This window comes from Pelagimonas sp. (assembly GCF_050633425.1).
Lineage (GTDB): Bacteria > Pseudomonadota > Alphaproteobacteria > Rhodobacterales > Rhodobacteraceae > Pelagimonas.
In genome coordinates this window covers 95,740-112,100 of sequence record NZ_JBOEGM010000022.1, presented here as the reverse complement: position 1 = coordinate 112,100, position 16,361 = coordinate 95,740, and the positions used below count along the sequence as shown (strand labels likewise).

At 55.4% G+C, this 16,361-nt stretch carries 23 protein-coding genes; 15 read left to right on the top strand and 8 right to left on the bottom strand.

Annotation, left to right across the window (positions count from 1 at the left end; genetic code table 11):
- Position 1: 1 nt before the first annotated feature.
- From ACRBB0_RS19160 to ACRBB0_RS19145, 4 genes are all read left to right on the top strand, one after another.
- Positions 2-718, top strand: a complete 717-nt coding sequence (locus ACRBB0_RS19160; protein ID WP_431376072.1) for a CPBP family glutamic-type intramembrane protease — start codon at positions 2-4, stop codon at positions 716-718.
- Positions 719-905: 187 nt separating this feature from the next.
- Positions 906-1,352 (top strand): GNAT family N-acetyltransferase, encoded by a 447-nt coding sequence (locus ACRBB0_RS19155; RefSeq protein ID WP_431376071.1) that lies wholly within the window; start codon positions 906-908, stop codon positions 1,350-1,352.
- On the top strand, positions 1,349-1,699 hold the full coding sequence (locus tag ACRBB0_RS19150) for a hypothetical protein (RefSeq protein WP_431376070.1): 351 nt from the start codon (positions 1,349-1,351) through the stop codon (positions 1,697-1,699). Before ACRBB0_RS19155 ends, ACRBB0_RS19150 begins: the two co-directional genes overlap by 4 nt.
- A gap of 12 nt (positions 1,700-1,711) precedes the next feature.
- Positions 1,712-3,064, top strand: a complete 1,353-nt coding sequence (locus ACRBB0_RS19145; protein WP_431376069.1) for an NAD-dependent epimerase/dehydratase family protein — start codon at positions 1,712-1,714, stop codon at positions 3,062-3,064.
- On the opposite strand, the gene ACRBB0_RS19140 is transcribed toward ACRBB0_RS19145, so the two are convergent.
- Positions 3,061-4,065: an AraC family transcriptional regulator ligand-binding domain-containing protein gene (locus ACRBB0_RS19140; protein WP_431376068.1), complete on the bottom strand. Its 1,005-nt coding sequence runs from the start codon at positions 4,063-4,065 to the stop codon at positions 3,061-3,063. The genes ACRBB0_RS19145 and ACRBB0_RS19140 overlap by 4 nt on opposite strands.
- Between ACRBB0_RS19140 and ACRBB0_RS19135 the strand changes: the two genes are divergently transcribed.
- The gene (locus ACRBB0_RS19135) at positions 4,043-4,633 is read left to right on the top strand and encodes an SRPBCC family protein (RefSeq protein ID WP_431376067.1); all 591 of its coding nucleotides are present in this window, start codon (positions 4,043-4,045) and stop codon (positions 4,631-4,633) included. The two genes, ACRBB0_RS19140 and ACRBB0_RS19135, sit on opposite strands and share 23 nt — an antisense overlap.
- Before the next feature lie 410 nt (positions 4,634-5,043).
- Positions 5,044-5,457 (top strand): GNAT family N-acetyltransferase, encoded by a 414-nt coding sequence (locus ACRBB0_RS19130; protein WP_431376066.1) that lies wholly within the window; start codon positions 5,044-5,046, stop codon positions 5,455-5,457.
- A 294-nt stretch (positions 5,458-5,751) separates the two neighbouring features.
- Here ACRBB0_RS19130 and ACRBB0_RS19125 read toward each other — a convergent pair whose 3' ends face one another.
- From ACRBB0_RS19125 to ACRBB0_RS19115, 3 genes are all read right to left on the bottom strand, one after another.
- Positions 5,752-6,252: an Lrp/AsnC family transcriptional regulator gene (locus ACRBB0_RS19125; protein ID WP_431376065.1), complete on the bottom strand. Its 501-nt coding sequence runs from the start codon at positions 6,250-6,252 to the stop codon at positions 5,752-5,754.
- Between the two features lie 213 nt (positions 6,253-6,465).
- Entirely contained in the window at positions 6,466-6,813 is a 348-nt protein-coding gene (locus ACRBB0_RS19120) for an antibiotic biosynthesis monooxygenase family protein (protein WP_431376149.1), read from the bottom strand.
- Positions 6,813-7,160: an NIPSNAP family protein gene (locus ACRBB0_RS19115; protein ID WP_431376064.1), complete on the bottom strand. Its 348-nt coding sequence runs from the start codon at positions 7,158-7,160 to the stop codon at positions 6,813-6,815. Before ACRBB0_RS19115 ends, ACRBB0_RS19120 begins: the two co-directional genes overlap by 1 nt.
- Positions 7,161-7,255: 95 nt before the next feature.
- On the opposite strand from ACRBB0_RS19115, the gene ACRBB0_RS19110 reads away from it, so the two are divergent.
- The 7 genes from ACRBB0_RS19110 to ACRBB0_RS19080 all read left to right on the top strand — a co-directional run bounded on the left by ACRBB0_RS19110 (position 7,256) and on the right by ACRBB0_RS19080 (position 13,554).
- Positions 7,256-7,936 (top strand): ArsR/SmtB family transcription factor, encoded by a 681-nt coding sequence (locus ACRBB0_RS19110; RefSeq protein WP_431376063.1) that lies wholly within the window; start codon positions 7,256-7,258, stop codon positions 7,934-7,936.
- A gap of 86 nt (positions 7,937-8,022) precedes the next feature.
- Positions 8,023-8,964: a thioredoxin-disulfide reductase gene (trxB, locus tag ACRBB0_RS19105; protein ID WP_431376062.1), complete on the top strand. Its 942-nt coding sequence runs from the start codon at positions 8,023-8,025 to the stop codon at positions 8,962-8,964.
- Positions 8,965-9,191: 227 nt separating this feature from the next.
- Entirely contained in the window at positions 9,192-9,437 is a 246-nt protein-coding gene (locus ACRBB0_RS19100) for a hypothetical protein (RefSeq protein WP_431376061.1), read from the top strand.
- 77 nt (positions 9,438-9,514) lie between these two features.
- Positions 9,515-9,847, top strand: a complete 333-nt coding sequence (locus ACRBB0_RS19095) for a ribonuclease E inhibitor RraB (protein WP_431376060.1) — start codon at positions 9,515-9,517, stop codon at positions 9,845-9,847.
- Positions 9,848-9,914: 67 nt separating this feature from the next.
- On the top strand, positions 9,915-10,331 hold the full coding sequence (locus tag ACRBB0_RS19090) for a VOC family protein (RefSeq protein ID WP_431376059.1): 417 nt from the start codon (positions 9,915-9,917) through the stop codon (positions 10,329-10,331).
- Positions 10,332-10,517: 186 nt separating this feature from the next.
- Positions 10,518-12,599 (top strand): bifunctional sulfate adenylyltransferase/adenylylsulfate kinase, encoded by a 2,082-nt coding sequence (locus ACRBB0_RS19085; protein WP_431376058.1) that lies wholly within the window; start codon positions 10,518-10,520, stop codon positions 12,597-12,599.
- Between the two features lie 148 nt (positions 12,600-12,747).
- Positions 12,748-13,554, top strand: a complete 807-nt coding sequence (locus ACRBB0_RS19080; RefSeq protein ID WP_431376057.1) for a M23 family metallopeptidase — start codon at positions 12,748-12,750, stop codon at positions 13,552-13,554.
- A 74-nt stretch (positions 13,555-13,628) separates the two neighbouring features.
- Here ACRBB0_RS19080 and ACRBB0_RS19075 read toward each other — a convergent pair whose 3' ends face one another.
- The 4 genes from ACRBB0_RS19075 to ACRBB0_RS19060 form a co-directional block, all read right to left on the bottom strand.
- Positions 13,629-14,126 carry a cytochrome b gene (locus ACRBB0_RS19075; protein ID WP_431376056.1) on the bottom strand — a complete coding sequence of 166 codons (498 nt, stop codon included), beginning with the start codon at positions 14,124-14,126 and terminating at the stop codon, positions 13,629-13,631.
- Positions 14,127-14,382: 256 nt separating this feature from the next.
- Entirely contained in the window at positions 14,383-14,736 is a 354-nt protein-coding gene (locus tag ACRBB0_RS19070; RefSeq protein ID WP_431376055.1) for a hypothetical protein, read from the bottom strand.
- A gap of 16 nt (positions 14,737-14,752) precedes the next feature.
- A complete protein-coding gene (locus tag ACRBB0_RS19065) occupies positions 14,753-14,980 on the bottom strand; it encodes a DUF1150 family protein (RefSeq protein ID WP_431376054.1) in 228 nt (75 codons plus the stop codon).
- A gap of 5 nt (positions 14,981-14,985) precedes the next feature.
- On the bottom strand, positions 14,986-15,396 hold the full coding sequence (locus tag ACRBB0_RS19060) for an Hsp20 family protein (RefSeq protein WP_431376053.1): 411 nt from the start codon (positions 15,394-15,396) through the stop codon (positions 14,986-14,988).
- 159 nt (positions 15,397-15,555) lie between these two features.
- On the opposite strand from ACRBB0_RS19060, the gene ACRBB0_RS19055 reads away from it, so the two are divergent.
- Together ACRBB0_RS19055 and ACRBB0_RS19050 are read left to right on the top strand one after the other, a co-directional pair.
- Positions 15,556-15,780: a YdcH family protein gene (locus ACRBB0_RS19055; protein ID WP_431376052.1), complete on the top strand. Its 225-nt coding sequence runs from the start codon at positions 15,556-15,558 to the stop codon at positions 15,778-15,780.
- A complete protein-coding gene (locus tag ACRBB0_RS19050; RefSeq protein ID WP_431376051.1) occupies positions 15,780-16,340 on the top strand; it encodes a GNAT family N-acetyltransferase in 561 nt (186 codons plus the stop codon). Before ACRBB0_RS19055 ends, ACRBB0_RS19050 begins: the two co-directional genes overlap by 1 nt.
- The last annotated feature ends 21 nt before the right edge of the window (positions 16,341-16,361 follow it).

The following is a 16,361-nucleotide window of genomic DNA, read 5'->3' as shown; positions in this document are numbered from 1 at the left end:
AGTGTCTTTTGTCTCAAAAAACTCCGGGAAACTGCTGACTGCGATCATGATCAGCCTACCCGGTCTGCTCGCGCTTGTGACGCTAGTCACATCACCGTCTGGTATTCCGGCGATCGCTTTGGCTGTGAACCCGCTTGTTCTGCTTCTGGTCTTTACTCTGGTGGGGTGTTTCGCAGCGCCTAGGATGAATTTGAAATCAGGATTATTTCTTGGTGACGCTTGGTCTCCAACACAGCTCTTGTTCTTTCTTCTGCTCGGCGCGGTTGTTGGTCTACTGCTTGGTGTTCTCGACCAAACCACCGTTTCGGTGTGGCGCACTGACGAAAGTGACTTGAAAACACTGTATGAAGCCGCGGATCTGTCCAATCTGGCCATCGGTATATTCTACGGCGGAATTACTGAAGAAATCATCATGCGCTGGGGTCTTTTGAGCCTAATTGCGCTTGGTCTTTCAAAACTGTTGCAGCACCGCTTCGCGTTGCAGATGGCGGTCGTTGTGACGGCTGCATTATTTGCAGTTGGACACTTACCGGCCCTTTTTCTAGTGTCTCCAGAGCCGGGAAGCGTCACCATTGTCAGAACCTTTGGCCTTAATCTTATATCAGGTCTTATCTTCGGCTATGCGTATACGCGGGCGAGTCTCGAGGCTGCATTCAGTGCACATATGGGCCTGCACGCCGTATTGTTCCTGACCGCAACCATCATGAAACTGCCTTAGATCTAACGATCGTACTCTTTCTTGTTCGATAATCCACAGAGGAATGAAGACCTGTGGAACTGGTTGGAGCGCGATGATCACAACCGGTTGCTATGCACGTTTTGTCAAACTCCTCGCACGTTCTGTCATGTCGCAAAACGTTTGCCTGCGCCAAATTCCCAGCATCAACAATCTAGGACAGAAACCAATGATACGTAACTACAAAACCAAGGATGCCGATGCCGTTGTAGACGTCTGGAAAGTTGCAACTGCCGTTGCACACCCCTTTCTTGCCAACGACTTCATCGCGGATGAAGCGGAGAACCTCCGCAATATTTACCTAGTCAACGCCCAGACTCGCGTGATGGAGTGGGACGGAGAAGTGGCCGGCTTCATCGCAATGATCGGTAACGAGATCGGTGGCCTGTTCCTTGACCCTGAACTGCATGGACGTGGGCTTGGCAGAGCATTGGTGGACGATGCGGCAAAACAGTTCGATACGCTTGAGGTCGAAGTGTTCGAACGCAATACAGTCGGACGCCGGTTTTATGACAGCTACGGCTTTCGCGGGATTGGGTCATCGATCCACGAAGCAACTGGTGAAACCGTTTTGCGCCTTGCTATCGTGGCCAAACATGCGGAGGTGGCAGTATGAGTTACTTCATTTACCCCATGGCAATCATTGGCTTTTTATCGGTCACGTTGGTGGCGATCGGGCTATATCTGGACATCACCGACTTCGATAAGACCCAAGGCGGCTATGAAGCGCCATACGAAGGCGTCACCGGCGACCCGGTTGACTGGTATGCGATGGACAAAACCCCAAACGGCATTGCTAAGCGCGGATACGTTATCAATGTACTGGTGGACGGGACAACGGGCTTGATCACTTTCGAGCTCTTCGGATGGCACATACCATTCCGCCAATTCTCGGAGCGTGCACTGGTCGTCCACAAACCGAGGGAAGCGTTCGTTGCAATGGGCTTTAGTCCCGAGTTCTGAGCGTTCCCAACGATGATCGAAAAGGCGGGCCTCGGTCCGCTTTTTTTCGTCGCGGTTGATGCTGCGCGTTTGGTCAATTCATCTGCGCGACCTGCCAATCTCAAATCGGACGGGCCGCACTACAGTCTGTCTATCGGGCTCTACCGCGCCCTAATTCAGATCAGGAAACATAGACCAATGACCAGCAAATATCTCATCATCGGTGCCACGGGTGCTCTTGGGCACGCTTTTGCAAAAGCATTGCAAGACGCAGGCTTACACGCGACGCTCTTAGTTCGCGACCGCAGAAAAGCGGTAGCACTGTTTGAAAACACAAACGGCTTCACTATTGTTGAAGGTGACTTGAACGACACCGCCTTGTTGAACAACATCGCAGAAGGCACGGAATTCATATTCCATGGCGCTAATGCGTCTTATGAACACTGGGAAACAGCGATGCCAGTGATGACAAGAAACGTCATCAACGCCGCCGAGCGTTCTGGCGCGACCGTGATTTTCCCAGGCAATAACTACAACTTCGGCAAAACGGACCAACCAATCAGTGAGATCACGCCGTTCAACCCATCCGCCCCACTTGGCAAGGTTCGGGTCGATCTGGAAAAGATGCTGCAGCGCGCAGCAAATCAGGGTCGCATCCGCACGCTCATTGTTCGGATGGCCGAGATTTGGGGGCCAAATGTCACCAACAAACAGTTTGCACCCGTTTTCGAAAACGCGTTGAAAGGCAAGGCCATGCCGTGGCTCATTTCTACTGAGCCCGCACAACAGCTGCTCTACGCACCTGATGCAGGCCGGGCAATTGTCGCCTTGACCCAAGATCGTGATCGCAAAACGTACGAAGTAGTCAACATAGGGGGAACGCTGGTGCCATCGATCCAGATCTGGCTGGAGCAAATCGCAGGAGTTGCGGGCGTGCAGGCAAAGGTCAGCGTGGTTCCAAAATTCATGCTCTCCCTGCTTGGTCGTGGGATCCCGTTGATGCGCGAAGTGGCAACGATGTCTTACAAGTATGAGACCAGCGTGATCTTGAATGATGAAAAATTCCGCGCTTCGCATCCAGATTTCAAGCTGACACCGATGAACACGGCGATCGCGGACACGCTTGCTTGGTTCAAGGCGAATGGCACTGGTGCCCTTGCCAAAAGCAAGGCGCGGCGAATGGGCCGGATCGACGGCGCAGTGAGGTTTGTGGTCGACAACGTCGCCATCGGCGTCTTTCCGGCAATACTTGCGATTTTAGCATCGCAGGTTCCCGCGCTTGAGGGCTTCCTGCCTTACTTGGCAGTCGCCGCGGGCATTTATTGGACGCCGGGTCTTCACAAACTGACGAACCACCTAAGGAGCCGTTTTTCCAAGACAACCTAAGCGTTGGCCGCCCGAAATTCGCTGGGTGTCTGCCCAGTCCATTTTTTGAACGACCGTGAAAAGACGGACACCTCAGAGTATCCTAGAAGGTAGGCAATCTCGTCATTGCCTACCTCTCCCGCTTTCAAGAATTCCTCGGCTAGATCGCGTCGGGCGTCTGTTAGTAGATTGGAATAGCTGGTGCTTTCTTCCGACAGTCTTTGCTGCAACTTCCGCACGCTGACGGCCAGTTCAGCAGCAATCCTCTCGACGCTCGGTGCCTCACCTTTCAACGCCTCCAAGATGCGCTGGCGTACCCGAAAGGCCCAAGTATCTCCGCGTTCCAGATCGCTCAGCAAGCGCTGTACCTTGTCTTCGAAGACAGCAAAGACACCTTGGCTTGCGCCAATGACAGGCTGATCCAAAGCAGAGTTTTCATAAATCTGGTAACTGTCATCAGCACCGAAGGCGACTGGCGCAGGCGCAAAGAGAGCTTCATAGGGCGATACATCATCTGGCCGCTCATACCGAAATCCCACACGAAGAGGGCAAACAGGTGCAGGCGCATTGGCGCTCGTCCAGCTAAGGATCGCGGCCATGAAGGTATCAACAGTATAGCGTAAGGTATCGTGCCAAGGGCTCCACTGCGCGATCGAAATGCGCGTTGTAGTGGGACCGCGCTCACAGACCATTCCCATCGAATCCCCAAGTACACGCTGATACGAACAGCACTTTTCAACTGCGACCCGGATCGTTGGTGCGTTCGCCATTACATAACCGAGCATACCATTGGCTTGCGTCGGAAACCGCTGGCCGCAGACAAGACCGATGTCATCTCTGCCAGTCGCCTCGACGATAACGTTCCAAACGCGCCGCTCAGTTTGAAGATCAACGTAGGGTGGCTCTCCTCGCATCAGTCCTGACGGTACGCCCGATGCATTTAGAATCCCATCGATATCCGCACCTTCCTGCGCGGCTATCGCAATCCTGAACGCCAATATGTTTGAGCTAAGCCTTGCCATTCATAAACCTAACACTTCAGCGCGATTTATCAAATTAGCTTCGGAAGTGGTCATGCAAAATTTGCCGCCAGACAGCCAGAAACACATACAGCACGAACCAACAAAGAGAGACCGAGCTATGAGCACTTTCACCGAAACAATTGAAATCGATGCCCCTGTCGCAAAAGTGTGGGCGACGCTTGCAGACATTGGCTCCATTGCGGATTGGAACCCCGGCCTTGTCGGATCACAGGCCACAAATAACTCCATCGGACTTGGCGCAACGCGCGTTTGTGACATCGATGGTAAACACAATCTGGACGAAGAGGTTGTCCAATTTGAACCAGAGCGCGCTATAACCTTTCGCATCACTCGCTCGACGCTCCCGTTCCGCTCGGCGGATATCAGGTTCACACTCAAGGCAAAGGGAGAAAGGGCCGTTGTCTCAGTATCGCCAGACTACGCGCTGAAATTTGGCTTTGTAGGACGCCTCCTGGACAGGGCAATTGTGCTGCCAGCATACAGAAGGGGAATGCGTGGGCTGCTCACCGGGCTGAAGGAGAGCACTGAAGCCTTCAAAAAGCTTTAGGGTTTCAGTGATGGTACATGGCAAGATGCCTCATAAATCTTGGTCTTGTTTAGCTCGATGTCCAAGGCAGAGGATCGTTCCTTTTGTAGTTGCCGTTCCGCCTTTGAGATCCGGTGAGAAGCCAGTTTATAATGGGATTCTCGATTTACGCGTGACTACAGTCCGCAAAAGCGATGGATTGAGCGGATTACACCAACGGCGGCATCGTCCCACAATCAATGAGATCGGGATCTGATCTATGCTGCTACCTGCATAAAGAGCCGCCTTGGACACACTGCCGACATCCGACAAGTTTGATCTATAGAACCAGCGTGTTTAGAGGGCGGCGGGCGGCTAAGCGGGTTTTGTGGACAGCGGCCTAATCAATCGCTAAGCGCTAGATGATGCGTCCTAAGACCAGAATATCGCCTATGAACCCGCTGGTGGCACCGCTTGGGCTTCTCGCTGCGGAGGCCAGCCAACTGGGATATGCTTTCATGGACCGCCTGATCGCTGAGGCCAAGTCTGGCCGGAACAAGTTTGACAAATCAGGCGAATGCTTTTGCGGTGTCTTTTACGACGACATGCTGGTTGGGTGTGGTGGGATCAATCAAGACCCCTATGTTGATCAAGATGTTGGACGACTGCGCCACGTTTACATATTGTCGGAATTTCGAGCAAAAGGCCTTGGCTCTGCGCTGGTGAAAGACCTTCTTCAACGTAGCAAACCTAACTTTGGCATCATCAGACTTCGGACTTCTGACAGCAACGCGGACACGTTTTACCAGGCAATTGGCTTTGCGCCCGTTGACCATGAGAGCGCCACCCATCTCATCGAAACATGAGCGTATCAGGAGACGATGCCAGTATTTTGACCAATGAGTGTGGCGGCACTTAATTTGTCCCAATGTGCTAATGGGATAGTTTGGCAAAGTGGCCCGGCGGTTTCCAATCGAGAGCAATCCATTTGAGATTATTACACTCGTTTTCTAAACCATACCCCCAACGCCACCACTTGCTGTGCGGATATTTGTGCCCAGCGCTTCATTGAATTGCCTGGGGAGAAGCAAACCCAAAGCCCACGAAATGGCCAATATATAAGTCGCTATGCGCCCCAAGACCCGAGGCTAAATCGCGCCCTAGGCGTTCCGGCTTAGGCGCTCTTCCAAAACATCAAACGGAACGCCCGGTTCGTCTTTGGCACCGCGAATGACCAGCGATGTTTTGACGCTCGCCACATTCGGTGCCGTCAAAAGATCACCCGTCAAAAATGTCTGAAAGGTCGACAGATCCGGCGCGACACATTTCAGGATGAAATCCACCTCACCATTTAGCATATGGCATTCGCGCACCAGCGGCCAATCACGGCACCGCTCTTCGAACGCCCGCAAATCTGTCTCTGCCTGGCTTTGCAAACCGACGCTGGCAAAAACCTGCACTTCAAAGCCAAGCTCGCGGGCGTCCACTTCGGCGTGATAGCCTTTGATAAACCCCTGCTCTTCGAGTGTCCGAACCCGGCGCAAACAGGGCGGCGCAGAGATGCCAACCCGGCGGGCCAGTTCTACGTTCGTCATCCGCCCATCTGTCTGCAACTCAGCCAGAATCATACGGTCAATCGGATCAAGCCGGTGCGTTGGCATAGTCTTCCCCTGCAATTCGCGATTGTTATAGCACCCTGCGGCACGCGCGCAATATTATTTCTTGCAAGCGCAACAAAGTTTCACATTCCGAAAGAGCTTAAGAAGTTCTCGCAATTCGTTTCGGTGCAATTTCGCGCTCTTCGGCTCAGAACCATGATGCCGCGACGAGGTCAAGCAAATGCCATCGCACCCGCTTGCCTCCTTGGCGTTTGCTCACCTGCCGTGACGATCCTGACTGTCGGCGGGGGCCTCATCGCGGGCGTCCATACCGTAGTCGCGCAAAACCTGCGTGACCCGCAGCCGATAGCCTGCAAACACCTCGGCCCGTCCAATCGCCTGGGCCTCGCGGTGTTGCTCAAGCTGACGCCAGCGCATCACCGCCTCAGCATCCCGAAAAAACGAGAGTGACAGCAATTTGCCCGGTGTTGTCAGGCTTTGAAACCGCTCAACCGACACAAAGCCGTCGACCTGCTCCAGATGCCGTTTCAAATCCGCAGCGATCTCAAGATACCGATCCGTTTCGCCATCTTTGATCTGCACTTCAAAAATCACGGCAATCATCATGCCCCTCCCTTTTGAACATCCCCCAGGCTTCCTCCATGTGGGTCCGAGACCCGGCGCAGCCATGTCCGATCTTCGCGCAGCAAGAACCGTTCCTTTTGCGCAAACTCATAGTTTTCGCGTCCCAACGGGTCTGCGGCCAATCTGGCGCGATAGGCCTCATACTCCGCAAGGTTTTCCACGTTGTAAATGCCATAGGCCAGGGTGCTCGACCCTTCATGCGGGGCGTAATAGCCAATCAAATCTGCGCCACAGCGCGGAATGGCCTGCCCCCAATTCTGGGCGTATTGGGCAAATTGCGCCCGTTTGGTTGGATCAATCTGATAGCGGATGATACATGTCAGCATCGGGGTTCTCCTGTTTGAGACCGGTTTAAGACTGGTTTAAGACTGGCGCTGCTTAGCCCGTTGCCAGCCCGACATGCTTCGACTAGGATCGAACTATGAAAGAAGGTCCCGATATTGCCCGCATCGCCGCCCTGATCGGCGATCCCGCCCGCGCCAATATGCTCACGGCGTTGATGAGCGGCAAAGCTTTGACCGCGACAGAACTGGCCCAAGAGGCGGGAATCACCACCCAGACCGCCAGCACCCATTTGGCCAAACTCGCGGATGGTGGGCTGGTGCAGACCCGCAAACAGGGGCGGCACAAATACAGCACTTTGGCCAGTGATGACATTGCGCAGCTGCTTGAAAGCCTTATGGGCTTGGCCGCCAAAACCGGCCATTTGCGCACCCGAACCGGCCCAAAAGACGCCGCCTTGCGCAAGGCGCGGGTCTGTTACAACCATCTCGCCGGCGATATGGGCACCCGGTTATATGACAGCCTGATGCAAAACGGCCAGCTGATCTTGCAGGAGGATGACCCTGTCCTTACGGATCATGGCCGGGCCTTTTTCACCGAATTTGGCATTGATCTAAACGCCTTAGAGGCCAAACGCACCCCGCTCTGCCGCGCCTGCCTTGACTGGAGCGAACGCCGCTCGCATCTGGCTGGTGGCCTTGGTCGCGCGCTGCTCTCCCAATTTATTGCACAAGGCTGGGCCAAACGCCTTCCCGATAGCCGCGTCATCCGCTTTTCGTCCCCCGGCGCGGCGGCATTTGCGAACCGTTTCCCGCTTTGACCCAACTGCGTTAAACACCCCATCACAGCCTCTTTAAACCCGGCCCCTCGCCCGCTATATCACCCAAGCATTCAAGGAGAGGCCGCATGTCCGAGACCCGTCACACCAAAGTTTTGATCATCGGCTCCGGCCCCGCTGGCTATACCGCCGCCGTCTACGCCGCCCGCGCCATGCTAGAGCCGCTTCTCGTCCAAGGGCTTGAGCCCGGCGGCCAGTTGACCACCACAACCGAGGTCGAAAACTACCCTGGCTTCACCGAAATTCAGGGCCCTGAGTTGATGGTCAACATGGAGGCACATGCCCGCGCCATGGGCACCGAAATCATCGGCGACATCATTTCATCAATTGATTTCGACACCCGCCCCTTTGTGTGCCAATCCGACAGCGGCACGGTCTACACCGCCGATGCGATCATTCTGGCCACCGGCGCACGCGCCAAATGGCTCGGCCTTGAAAGCGAAGAAGCCTTCAAAGGCTTTGGTGTTTCGGCCTGTGCCACCTGCGACGGCTTCTTTTATCGCGGCAAAGAGATTGTCGTTATTGGCGGCGGCAACACTGCCGTCGAAGAGGCGCTGTTCCTGACCAACTTTGCCTCCAAGGTCACACTGATCCACCGCCGCGATGAATTGCGCTCCGAGAAAATTCTCGAAAACCGCCTGATGAAGAACGAGAAAATCGAACCTCTCTGGTTCCACGAGCTCGAAGAAGTGGTTGGCACCGACATGCCCAAAGGGGTGACAGGCGTTAAAGTTAAACACGTCAAAACCGGCGAGATTAGCGAAATCCCTTGCGAAGGCGTGTTTGTCGCCATCGGCCACGCCCCTGCCAATGAGCTGGTCAAAGATGTGCTCGACACCCATATGGGCGGCTATGTTGTCACCAAACCAGACAGCACCGAAACCTCGATTCCGGGCGTGTTTGCCGCGGGCGACCTGACCGACCACAAATACCGCCAAGCGGTGACATCGGCGGGCATGGGCTGTATGGCCGCGCTCGAAGCCGAACGTTTCCTGGCCGAGCAAGAGTGATCGACCCGCGCCAGCCCCCTCTCGGGGAGGTTTTGGCGCTCACCCTTTACGGGGCAAGAGGACACTCTTCTTGCCCTGCCACGCCCCAACCGACGCTGGTACCATGAAGGGCGAGAGGCCCCGTATTTAGAAGCCTTTGTCTGTCGGAAACGCCCGCAGGTTGCTGCGTTGCTTTGCAGGCCTCTGTCAAAAACAGTGATCCCAGGCACAGCATTTCCCCGATCCATATGCGCAATGTCCGCATCCTAGACCTGCGTGATCCCCAGATTCCTACGGCCTCCAACACCGCTCGTCCTGATCTGCATGTCGTTTGGACCGATCTCATGGCCTCAGCGCGCCCATTTCCAAACGGTTTAAACATCGGCCCCGACCATCCGCCTCAGATCGGGGCCGATGGCATTCTCACCCTGTTTCGCAGGAACGCGGCGCAGGCTCTCGCATTGGAACAACTCGATGAGCCGATTGGCTTTTGACCCGCGACAGAATGGCGTGACACCACGGTCTTTCTAAGCTAGGTCAGCGCCACACGCCGCCGCGCAAGGACAGCCCGATGACCCATGATTTTGCCGCCCAAAAAGCGGAAACCTTTGCCACCTATTCAGAGCTGCAGGACAAGCACGGGCTGCCGGATATTGCAGATGTTGATTACTTCTTTGTCCCGACTTCGGCGGACTCGGACTGGCGCCCTCTGGCGGATGCCCTAAGCCGCGCCGATTACACCTGCGAATATATCGAACCAGAGGATGACGAAGCCCCCTATCTGGTGGCAACCCTGATGGATCAAGTTGTGTCCTCCGATGGAATCTGGATTGGCGAAGACGTCGCCACACGGATTGCGCTCGATCATGGGTTCACCCCAGACGGATGGGGGCTTGAGGGCTAACAAACATGTCGGCACTGCGGCCAACACGCCCCAGCTGACCGCGTAACGAGAGGGGAGGACATACCGCATGATCGCTTATGTTACCGTCGGCACTGATGATATCGTCGGCGCCAAACGCTTTTACTCAGCGTTTCTCCCCGCACTTGGATATGCTTTGCACGAAGGCCCCGAAGGTCTGAGCTACGCATTGCCTGTCCCACCGGGCGAGGCCCCGACCTTGCCAGACTTTTACGTCAAACCCACGTTTGATGGCCGCCCGGCCACGGCGGGGAACGGGGCAATGACCGCATTTGAGGCGCGCGACCAAGGGCAGGTTCGCGACCTGCACCGCGCGGCGCTTGCGGCTGGTGGATCTGATGAAGGTCAACCGGGGTTTCGCGACGCGTATGGCCCCAATTTCTTTGTGAGCTATCTACGTGATCCTCAGGGCAACAAGATCGCGCTGTTTTCAAACAATCCAAACGACCCCAGCCGTGATGGTTAACGTAGCCCCCGCTGCATAAGCCTTGATTTTGGCCCTTGATTTTGGCTCTCGATTTTGGCCCTCGATTTGGGCCGATGTGATCAATCTGCAGCAATCCGCCGATCTCACCAAATTTTAAAAATACCCTCTTTGCTGCATCTGCAAACTGTGCGATGCGTTCACGCGTGAACACACTTTGAGTCTCTGATGCCCGCACTGAATTCAAAACCCACCACCCCAGAGGAAGAGGACCTGCTCTTTCGGTTGCTGCGTCAGCTCGACGTGGCCTCCGACGCATCGCAGCGTGCGATTGCCTCGGCCTTGGGTGTGTCCTTGGGGCGGATGAATGCGCAATTGCGGGCCGCCACCGAAGCCGGGCTGGTCAAGATCACCCAGCGCGATGGCCCCGATAAACGCCAGCGTTTTGACTACGCCATAACAACGCGCGGCGCGGCGGAGCAAATCCGCCTCAGAGACAAATTTTTGACCCGTAAATTTGCAGAATACGATGCTCTGCATGCGGAATTGACTGGCACGACTAGCGGCCTAGAGCCCTTTAAACACAGGACTAAAATCATGCAAAACAACCTTGCTCCGATCCCTGAGCTTTATGTCTCCTATGACAGCGCGCAAAAGCTCAAGGTGGAAGCCGCTGACCTGACATCGCACGACCTGACACCGCGTCAGATCTGCGATCTGGAACTGCTGATGAACGGCGGCTTCAACCCGCTCAAAGGGTTCATGTCAGAAAAAGACTACGACGGTGTTGTTGAAAACATGCGTCTTGCCGATGGCGCCTTGTGGCCCATGCCGATCACATTGGACGTGTCCGAAGACTATGCATCAAGCGTTGAAGTCGGTCAGGACATCGCCCTGCGTGACCAAGAAGGCGTGATCCTCGCGACCATGACCATCACCGACAAGTGGGAGCCAAACAAAGCGCTCGAGGCTGAAAAAGTCTTTGGTGCCGATGATGATGCGCACCCTGCGGTCAACTACCTGCACAACACGGCTGGCAAAATCTATCTCGGTGGCCCAATCACCGGCATTCAACAGCCAGTTCACTATGATTTCCGCGCCCGCCGCGACACGCCAAACGAAATGCGCGCCTTCTTCCGCAAAATGGGCTGGCGCAAAGTGGTTGCGTTCCAAACACGTAACCCGCTGCACCGCGCCCATCAGGAACTGACCTTCCGCGCCGCCAAAGAAGCGCAGGCCAACCTGTTGATCCACCCCATCGTTGGCATGACCAAGCCGGGCGACGTTGATCACTTCACCCGTGTGCGTTGCTACGAAGCTGTTCTCGACAAGTACCCACAGTCGACCACAACCATGTCGCTGCTCAACCTAGCCATGCGTATGGCCGGCCCCCGCGAGGCGGTTTGGCACGGGTTGATCCGCGCCAACCACGGCTGCACCCACTTTATCGTTGGTCGTGACCACGCTGGCCCCGGCAAAAACTCAGCTGGCGAAGATTTCTACGGCCCCTATGACGCCCAGGAACTCTACCGCGCCAATCAGTCCGAAATCGGCTGTGAAATGGTTGATTTCAAGCACATGGTTTGGGTTCAGGAACGCGCTCAGTACGAAGCGATTGACGAGATCGAAGACAAGGATGACATCACCATCCTGAACATCTCGGGCACCGAATTGCGCCGCCGTCTGGCCGAAGGTCTTGAGATTCCTGAATGGTTCTCCTTCCCTGAAGTGGTCAAAGAGCTGCGCAAAACCAAGCCGCCTCGCTCGCAGCAAGGTTTCACCGTGTTCTTCACCGGCTTCTCTGGCTCGGGCAAATCCACCATTGCCAACGCGCTTATGGTCAAGCTGATGGAAATGGGCGGTCGCCCTGTGACGCTTCTGGATGGTGACATTGTTCGCAAGAACCTGTCCTCCGAACTGGGCTTCTCCAAAGAGCACCGCGATCTCAACATTCGCCGTATCGGTTACGTGGCCTCCGAAATCACCAAAAACGGTGGTATCGCGATCTGTGCGCCCATCGCGCCCTATGCCACCACCCGCCGCGCGGTGCGTGAAGATGTCGAAGCCTTTGGTGCCTTCATCGAAATCCACGTCGCCACCTCGATCGAAGAGTGTGAAAAGCGTGACCGCAAAGGCCTGTACAAGCTGGCTCGCGAAGGCAAGATCAAGGAATTCACCGGGATCTCCGACCCCTATGACGTTCCTCTCAACGCCGAACTGGTTGTCGAAACTGAAAACGTCGAAGTCGACAACTGCGCCCATCAGGTGATCCTCAAGCTCGAAAGCATGGGCCTGATCGCCGCGCAATAAACCGCTAAAGATGACTATCGGGAAAGGCCAAGCATTGCGCTTGGCCTTTTCTTTTGCCTATCAATGACCTGTTCGGCACGCCGTACAATCAAAACAGGTTACCAGTTCCATTATGCTCCGATACATTGCCTTTGCTCTTTGTCTAACCTTGCCAAATCTGTCGTCTGCGGATGTTTTTTGCAGCCCCCCAAAAAATCGCGTCTGCATCGAAACCGTTAAAACCAAAAACGGCGTCGACGTTTTTGCGATCAATAAATTTGAGCTGCTGCCTATTTCGCTTACGCTCGATATGACCGTGAATAATCTGGTTGTGCCCGGGGGCACGCGCCAGACGTTTATTTTTAACGGCAAGGGTCGCACCAAATTATTCCACCTGGCCCCACGCAAAAAGGGCCGCTGGACATATAATTTCAAGTTCCAATGGAATCGCGGCGATGAAACCGCACGTCACACGCCGGGCTATCGCTATCAGCTGCCATTTAAACCTGGGGCAAAATACAAGGTTACTCAGAGCTGCAATGGTTTTAGCACCCACGTTAAGAGTCAGCGCTATGCCATCGACTTCGCTATGCCAATTGGCACACCAATCCACGCCGCCCGCGGCGGTCGCGTCGTATCGCTTCGCGAAAACTCCAATCGCGGCGGCCCAAACAAATCATATGATAACGATGCTAATTTCGTTGCGATCCAACACGATGATCGCACTTTGGGCATCTACTACCACCTTCGCAAAAATGGCGTCCACGTCTCGCTTGGGCAACGGGTAAAGAAAGGCGAGCAGATCGGCCTCTCAGGGAACACCGGGCGTTCTACAGGGCCCCATTTGCATTTCGCGGTCGTCAAGGGCACCAAAACAGATAACGAAACATCGTTGCGCTTTGCCTTTAAAACCAACAAAGGTGTTATTTCTTGCCCCAAACGCGGCCAATTTTTACGCGCGGTTCGGGCAAGGTAACGTTAGGCGCGGGCACCCACGCACCCCGCCCAATCGGCCCCTTTAAACAGGTCGGGAACGCGGCTCTGATCGTGCTATGCTTTACCACCCGGCCGCATCCGTGCCAGAAGATTGTCTTTTAAAACAAACTGATGGAACAGCGCTGCAAGGGCATGGCCGACGACAATCAACATGGTCACCTTGACCAACACTTCATGCGCCTCGCCTGCCGCTTCGATGCCTCCGCCCCAAGCCGCCATGCCTGAAGCCGGGATCAAAACCAGCAAGGCATACAGCGCCAAATGTGCCAGATGCGCAGCCTTATCCATCAAGGGGTTGCCGCCTTCGGGCAGCGCCGGGGCCCCCATACGCAGCCGCACGACGATCCTGACCAATGTCAAAACAAGGATCGCCACGCCAATCGGAGGATGCATCAACGGCACCAACCCCTCCGGTACGCCCCCATCCAGCTTGATCTCCAACGCTTTGCCCATGCCCTCCGAAAAGATAAAATTGAAGGCAAACAACAGAAAAATTCCCCAATGCAGGGCGATTTGCGCGCGATGATACGTCTGTGGCTGTGATTGGGTCATGGCTCTCTCCGTGTTTAGGGGGCCCGGAAATCACCCCCCGTTCACCCCCCCCCGTCTCGCTAACACGTTTTTGCGGCGGATTCCCGTCGCATTCAATAGCCAATATATGTCTTACACGGCGATGGGCCGGTTTGCGGCTCAGGCGCGTCATGTCGTTTTGGCGATCCGGGTAATCCAAATCAGAGGCCTCGGGGTTGGCATCGCTCCAACTGAGCCAGAGCAAAACCGACGGCTCCAACCCCAGCTCTGCAACAACCTAAATGGCTTCTTCGACCTCAGCGGAGGCCCCATGAAACAGGAACAAATCCAAGCCCTCCCCCTCACAAGCAGCGTCAATCGTCACGGCACCGCGAAATTGACAGCCAAGCGGGGCAAATTCGGGGGCGGCCTCTTGCGGATCAATCTTGGCAAGATAAGCCGCGACCTGTTGGAAGAAATACGGCGCGTCTTTGGGGGGCAATAGCTCAGCCTGCCGAGCCGCAATCTCCGACTTGTGTTTCCGGGTCTTACCACGTCCCGAGAGCCGGTTCAGCACTGCAACCCCAACCACCAAAACGGCCAGGGTCGCAATCGTAACTGTGACCGCATTGAACGAAAAACACCTGTTCAAACACGGTCACGCAGAGTTAGTGCACCGTCACCGGCGCAAAATCGTTCTGACGCGCGAGAGCAAAAGCCAAGGTCCGGTCTTTCACCAGCGCCAAACGCTCCCCCTCGGCGCTATGCACCGCGTATAGGGTCGCGCGGCGGCCCACTTGTGCGCGGACGTCATCGGGCAAATCCTTGCCTGAAACCGCGCGGACATAGACCACATTGGCCTCGTTCAGTTTGTCAAAATCATACTTCTCGAACATATGCCTCACCCTTTCTTGATCTGGATCGTTTGCACCACCGTTTCGGGGACGCTCATGGTCAGATCCACATGGAGCAAGCCATTTTCCATAATGGCCTCTCCCACTTCGACCCCATCGGCCAGCACAAAACTGCGCTGAAATTGCCGTGAGGCGATACCGCGATGCAGGAACACCCGTTCGCTGCCATCGTCTTTTTGTCGGCCCCGGATGACCAGTTGACGGTCTTCAACAGTGATCGACAGATCTTCTTGCCCAAACCCGGCCACGGCCAGCGTGATCCGATAGGCATAATCGGCGGTTTGTTCGATATTGAAAGGCGGATAGCCTTCGCTTGATTTCGCCGTCCGCTCCAGCAGACGTTCCAGTTGCTCAAAACCGAGCATATGGGGATAGGACCCCAAGGTTAGTTTGGTCATCGACACGTCCTTTGGCAAAGCGACCGTCACATGCAATGGCCCCGTCACGGCGACCCTGCCCCTTGAATATGGGAAGCTCTATGCCGCAGTGCAAGACCTTTGCGCCAACGCGATTAATTCGCTATCATGTAAAAAAGCATAATTTCAGAGGGTTTTGCCATGAATGCGCCGACCGATCTGTCGATGGAAAACGACGACGTGCTCCGGGTCGAACTCGAAGTTTTCAAGCAAGAACACCGCGATTTGGACGATGCCATTCGCGCTCTGCAGGCCACCGGCACCTTTGATCAGATCACGTTACAGCGTCTGAAAAAGAAAAAGCTGCAGCTCAAAGATAAGATCGCGATCATCGAAGATCGCCTACTCCCCGACATTATCGCCTAGTGCGGCTGGTCGGAGAAGACAGCTCTGACGGAGGCCTCCTGCAAGGCGGCACCGTGGTGCTGCGTGCGCCGCGCGCCGGCGATGCCGAGGCGCGGTTTCGTTTGGGTCAGGATCCCACAATCATCCGTATGTTCGGCAAAGATCCCGCCACACTCCCGCCTTGGAGCCGCGAAGCCGCCTCTGCCTGGATCGCCGAAATTCAGCACCACCCCAATGCCTGGATCATTGAACATGCCGGGGCTCTGGCCGGGTCCATCCGTCTCAACAACGTCAATCAGATAGACCAAAAGGCCCGGCTCAGCATCGGCCTGTCGAATCACCAACAGCTCGGCCAAGGTATCGGGCGCGGCGCGATTGAGCTTTTGCTCGACCATGCTTTTGGGGCCATGGCCCTCAACCGGGTTTACCTGCGCGTCATCGAATACAACACCCGCGCCATCCGCTGCTATGAAGCCTGTGGATTCCGGCGCGAAGGTGTCGAACGCCAATCCGCCCGCGTCGGAACGGACTGGCATGACGATATCCTCATGGCGAAATTAGCACAGGATCACCGCCCCTAATCGCACCGCCCAATCGCCGCA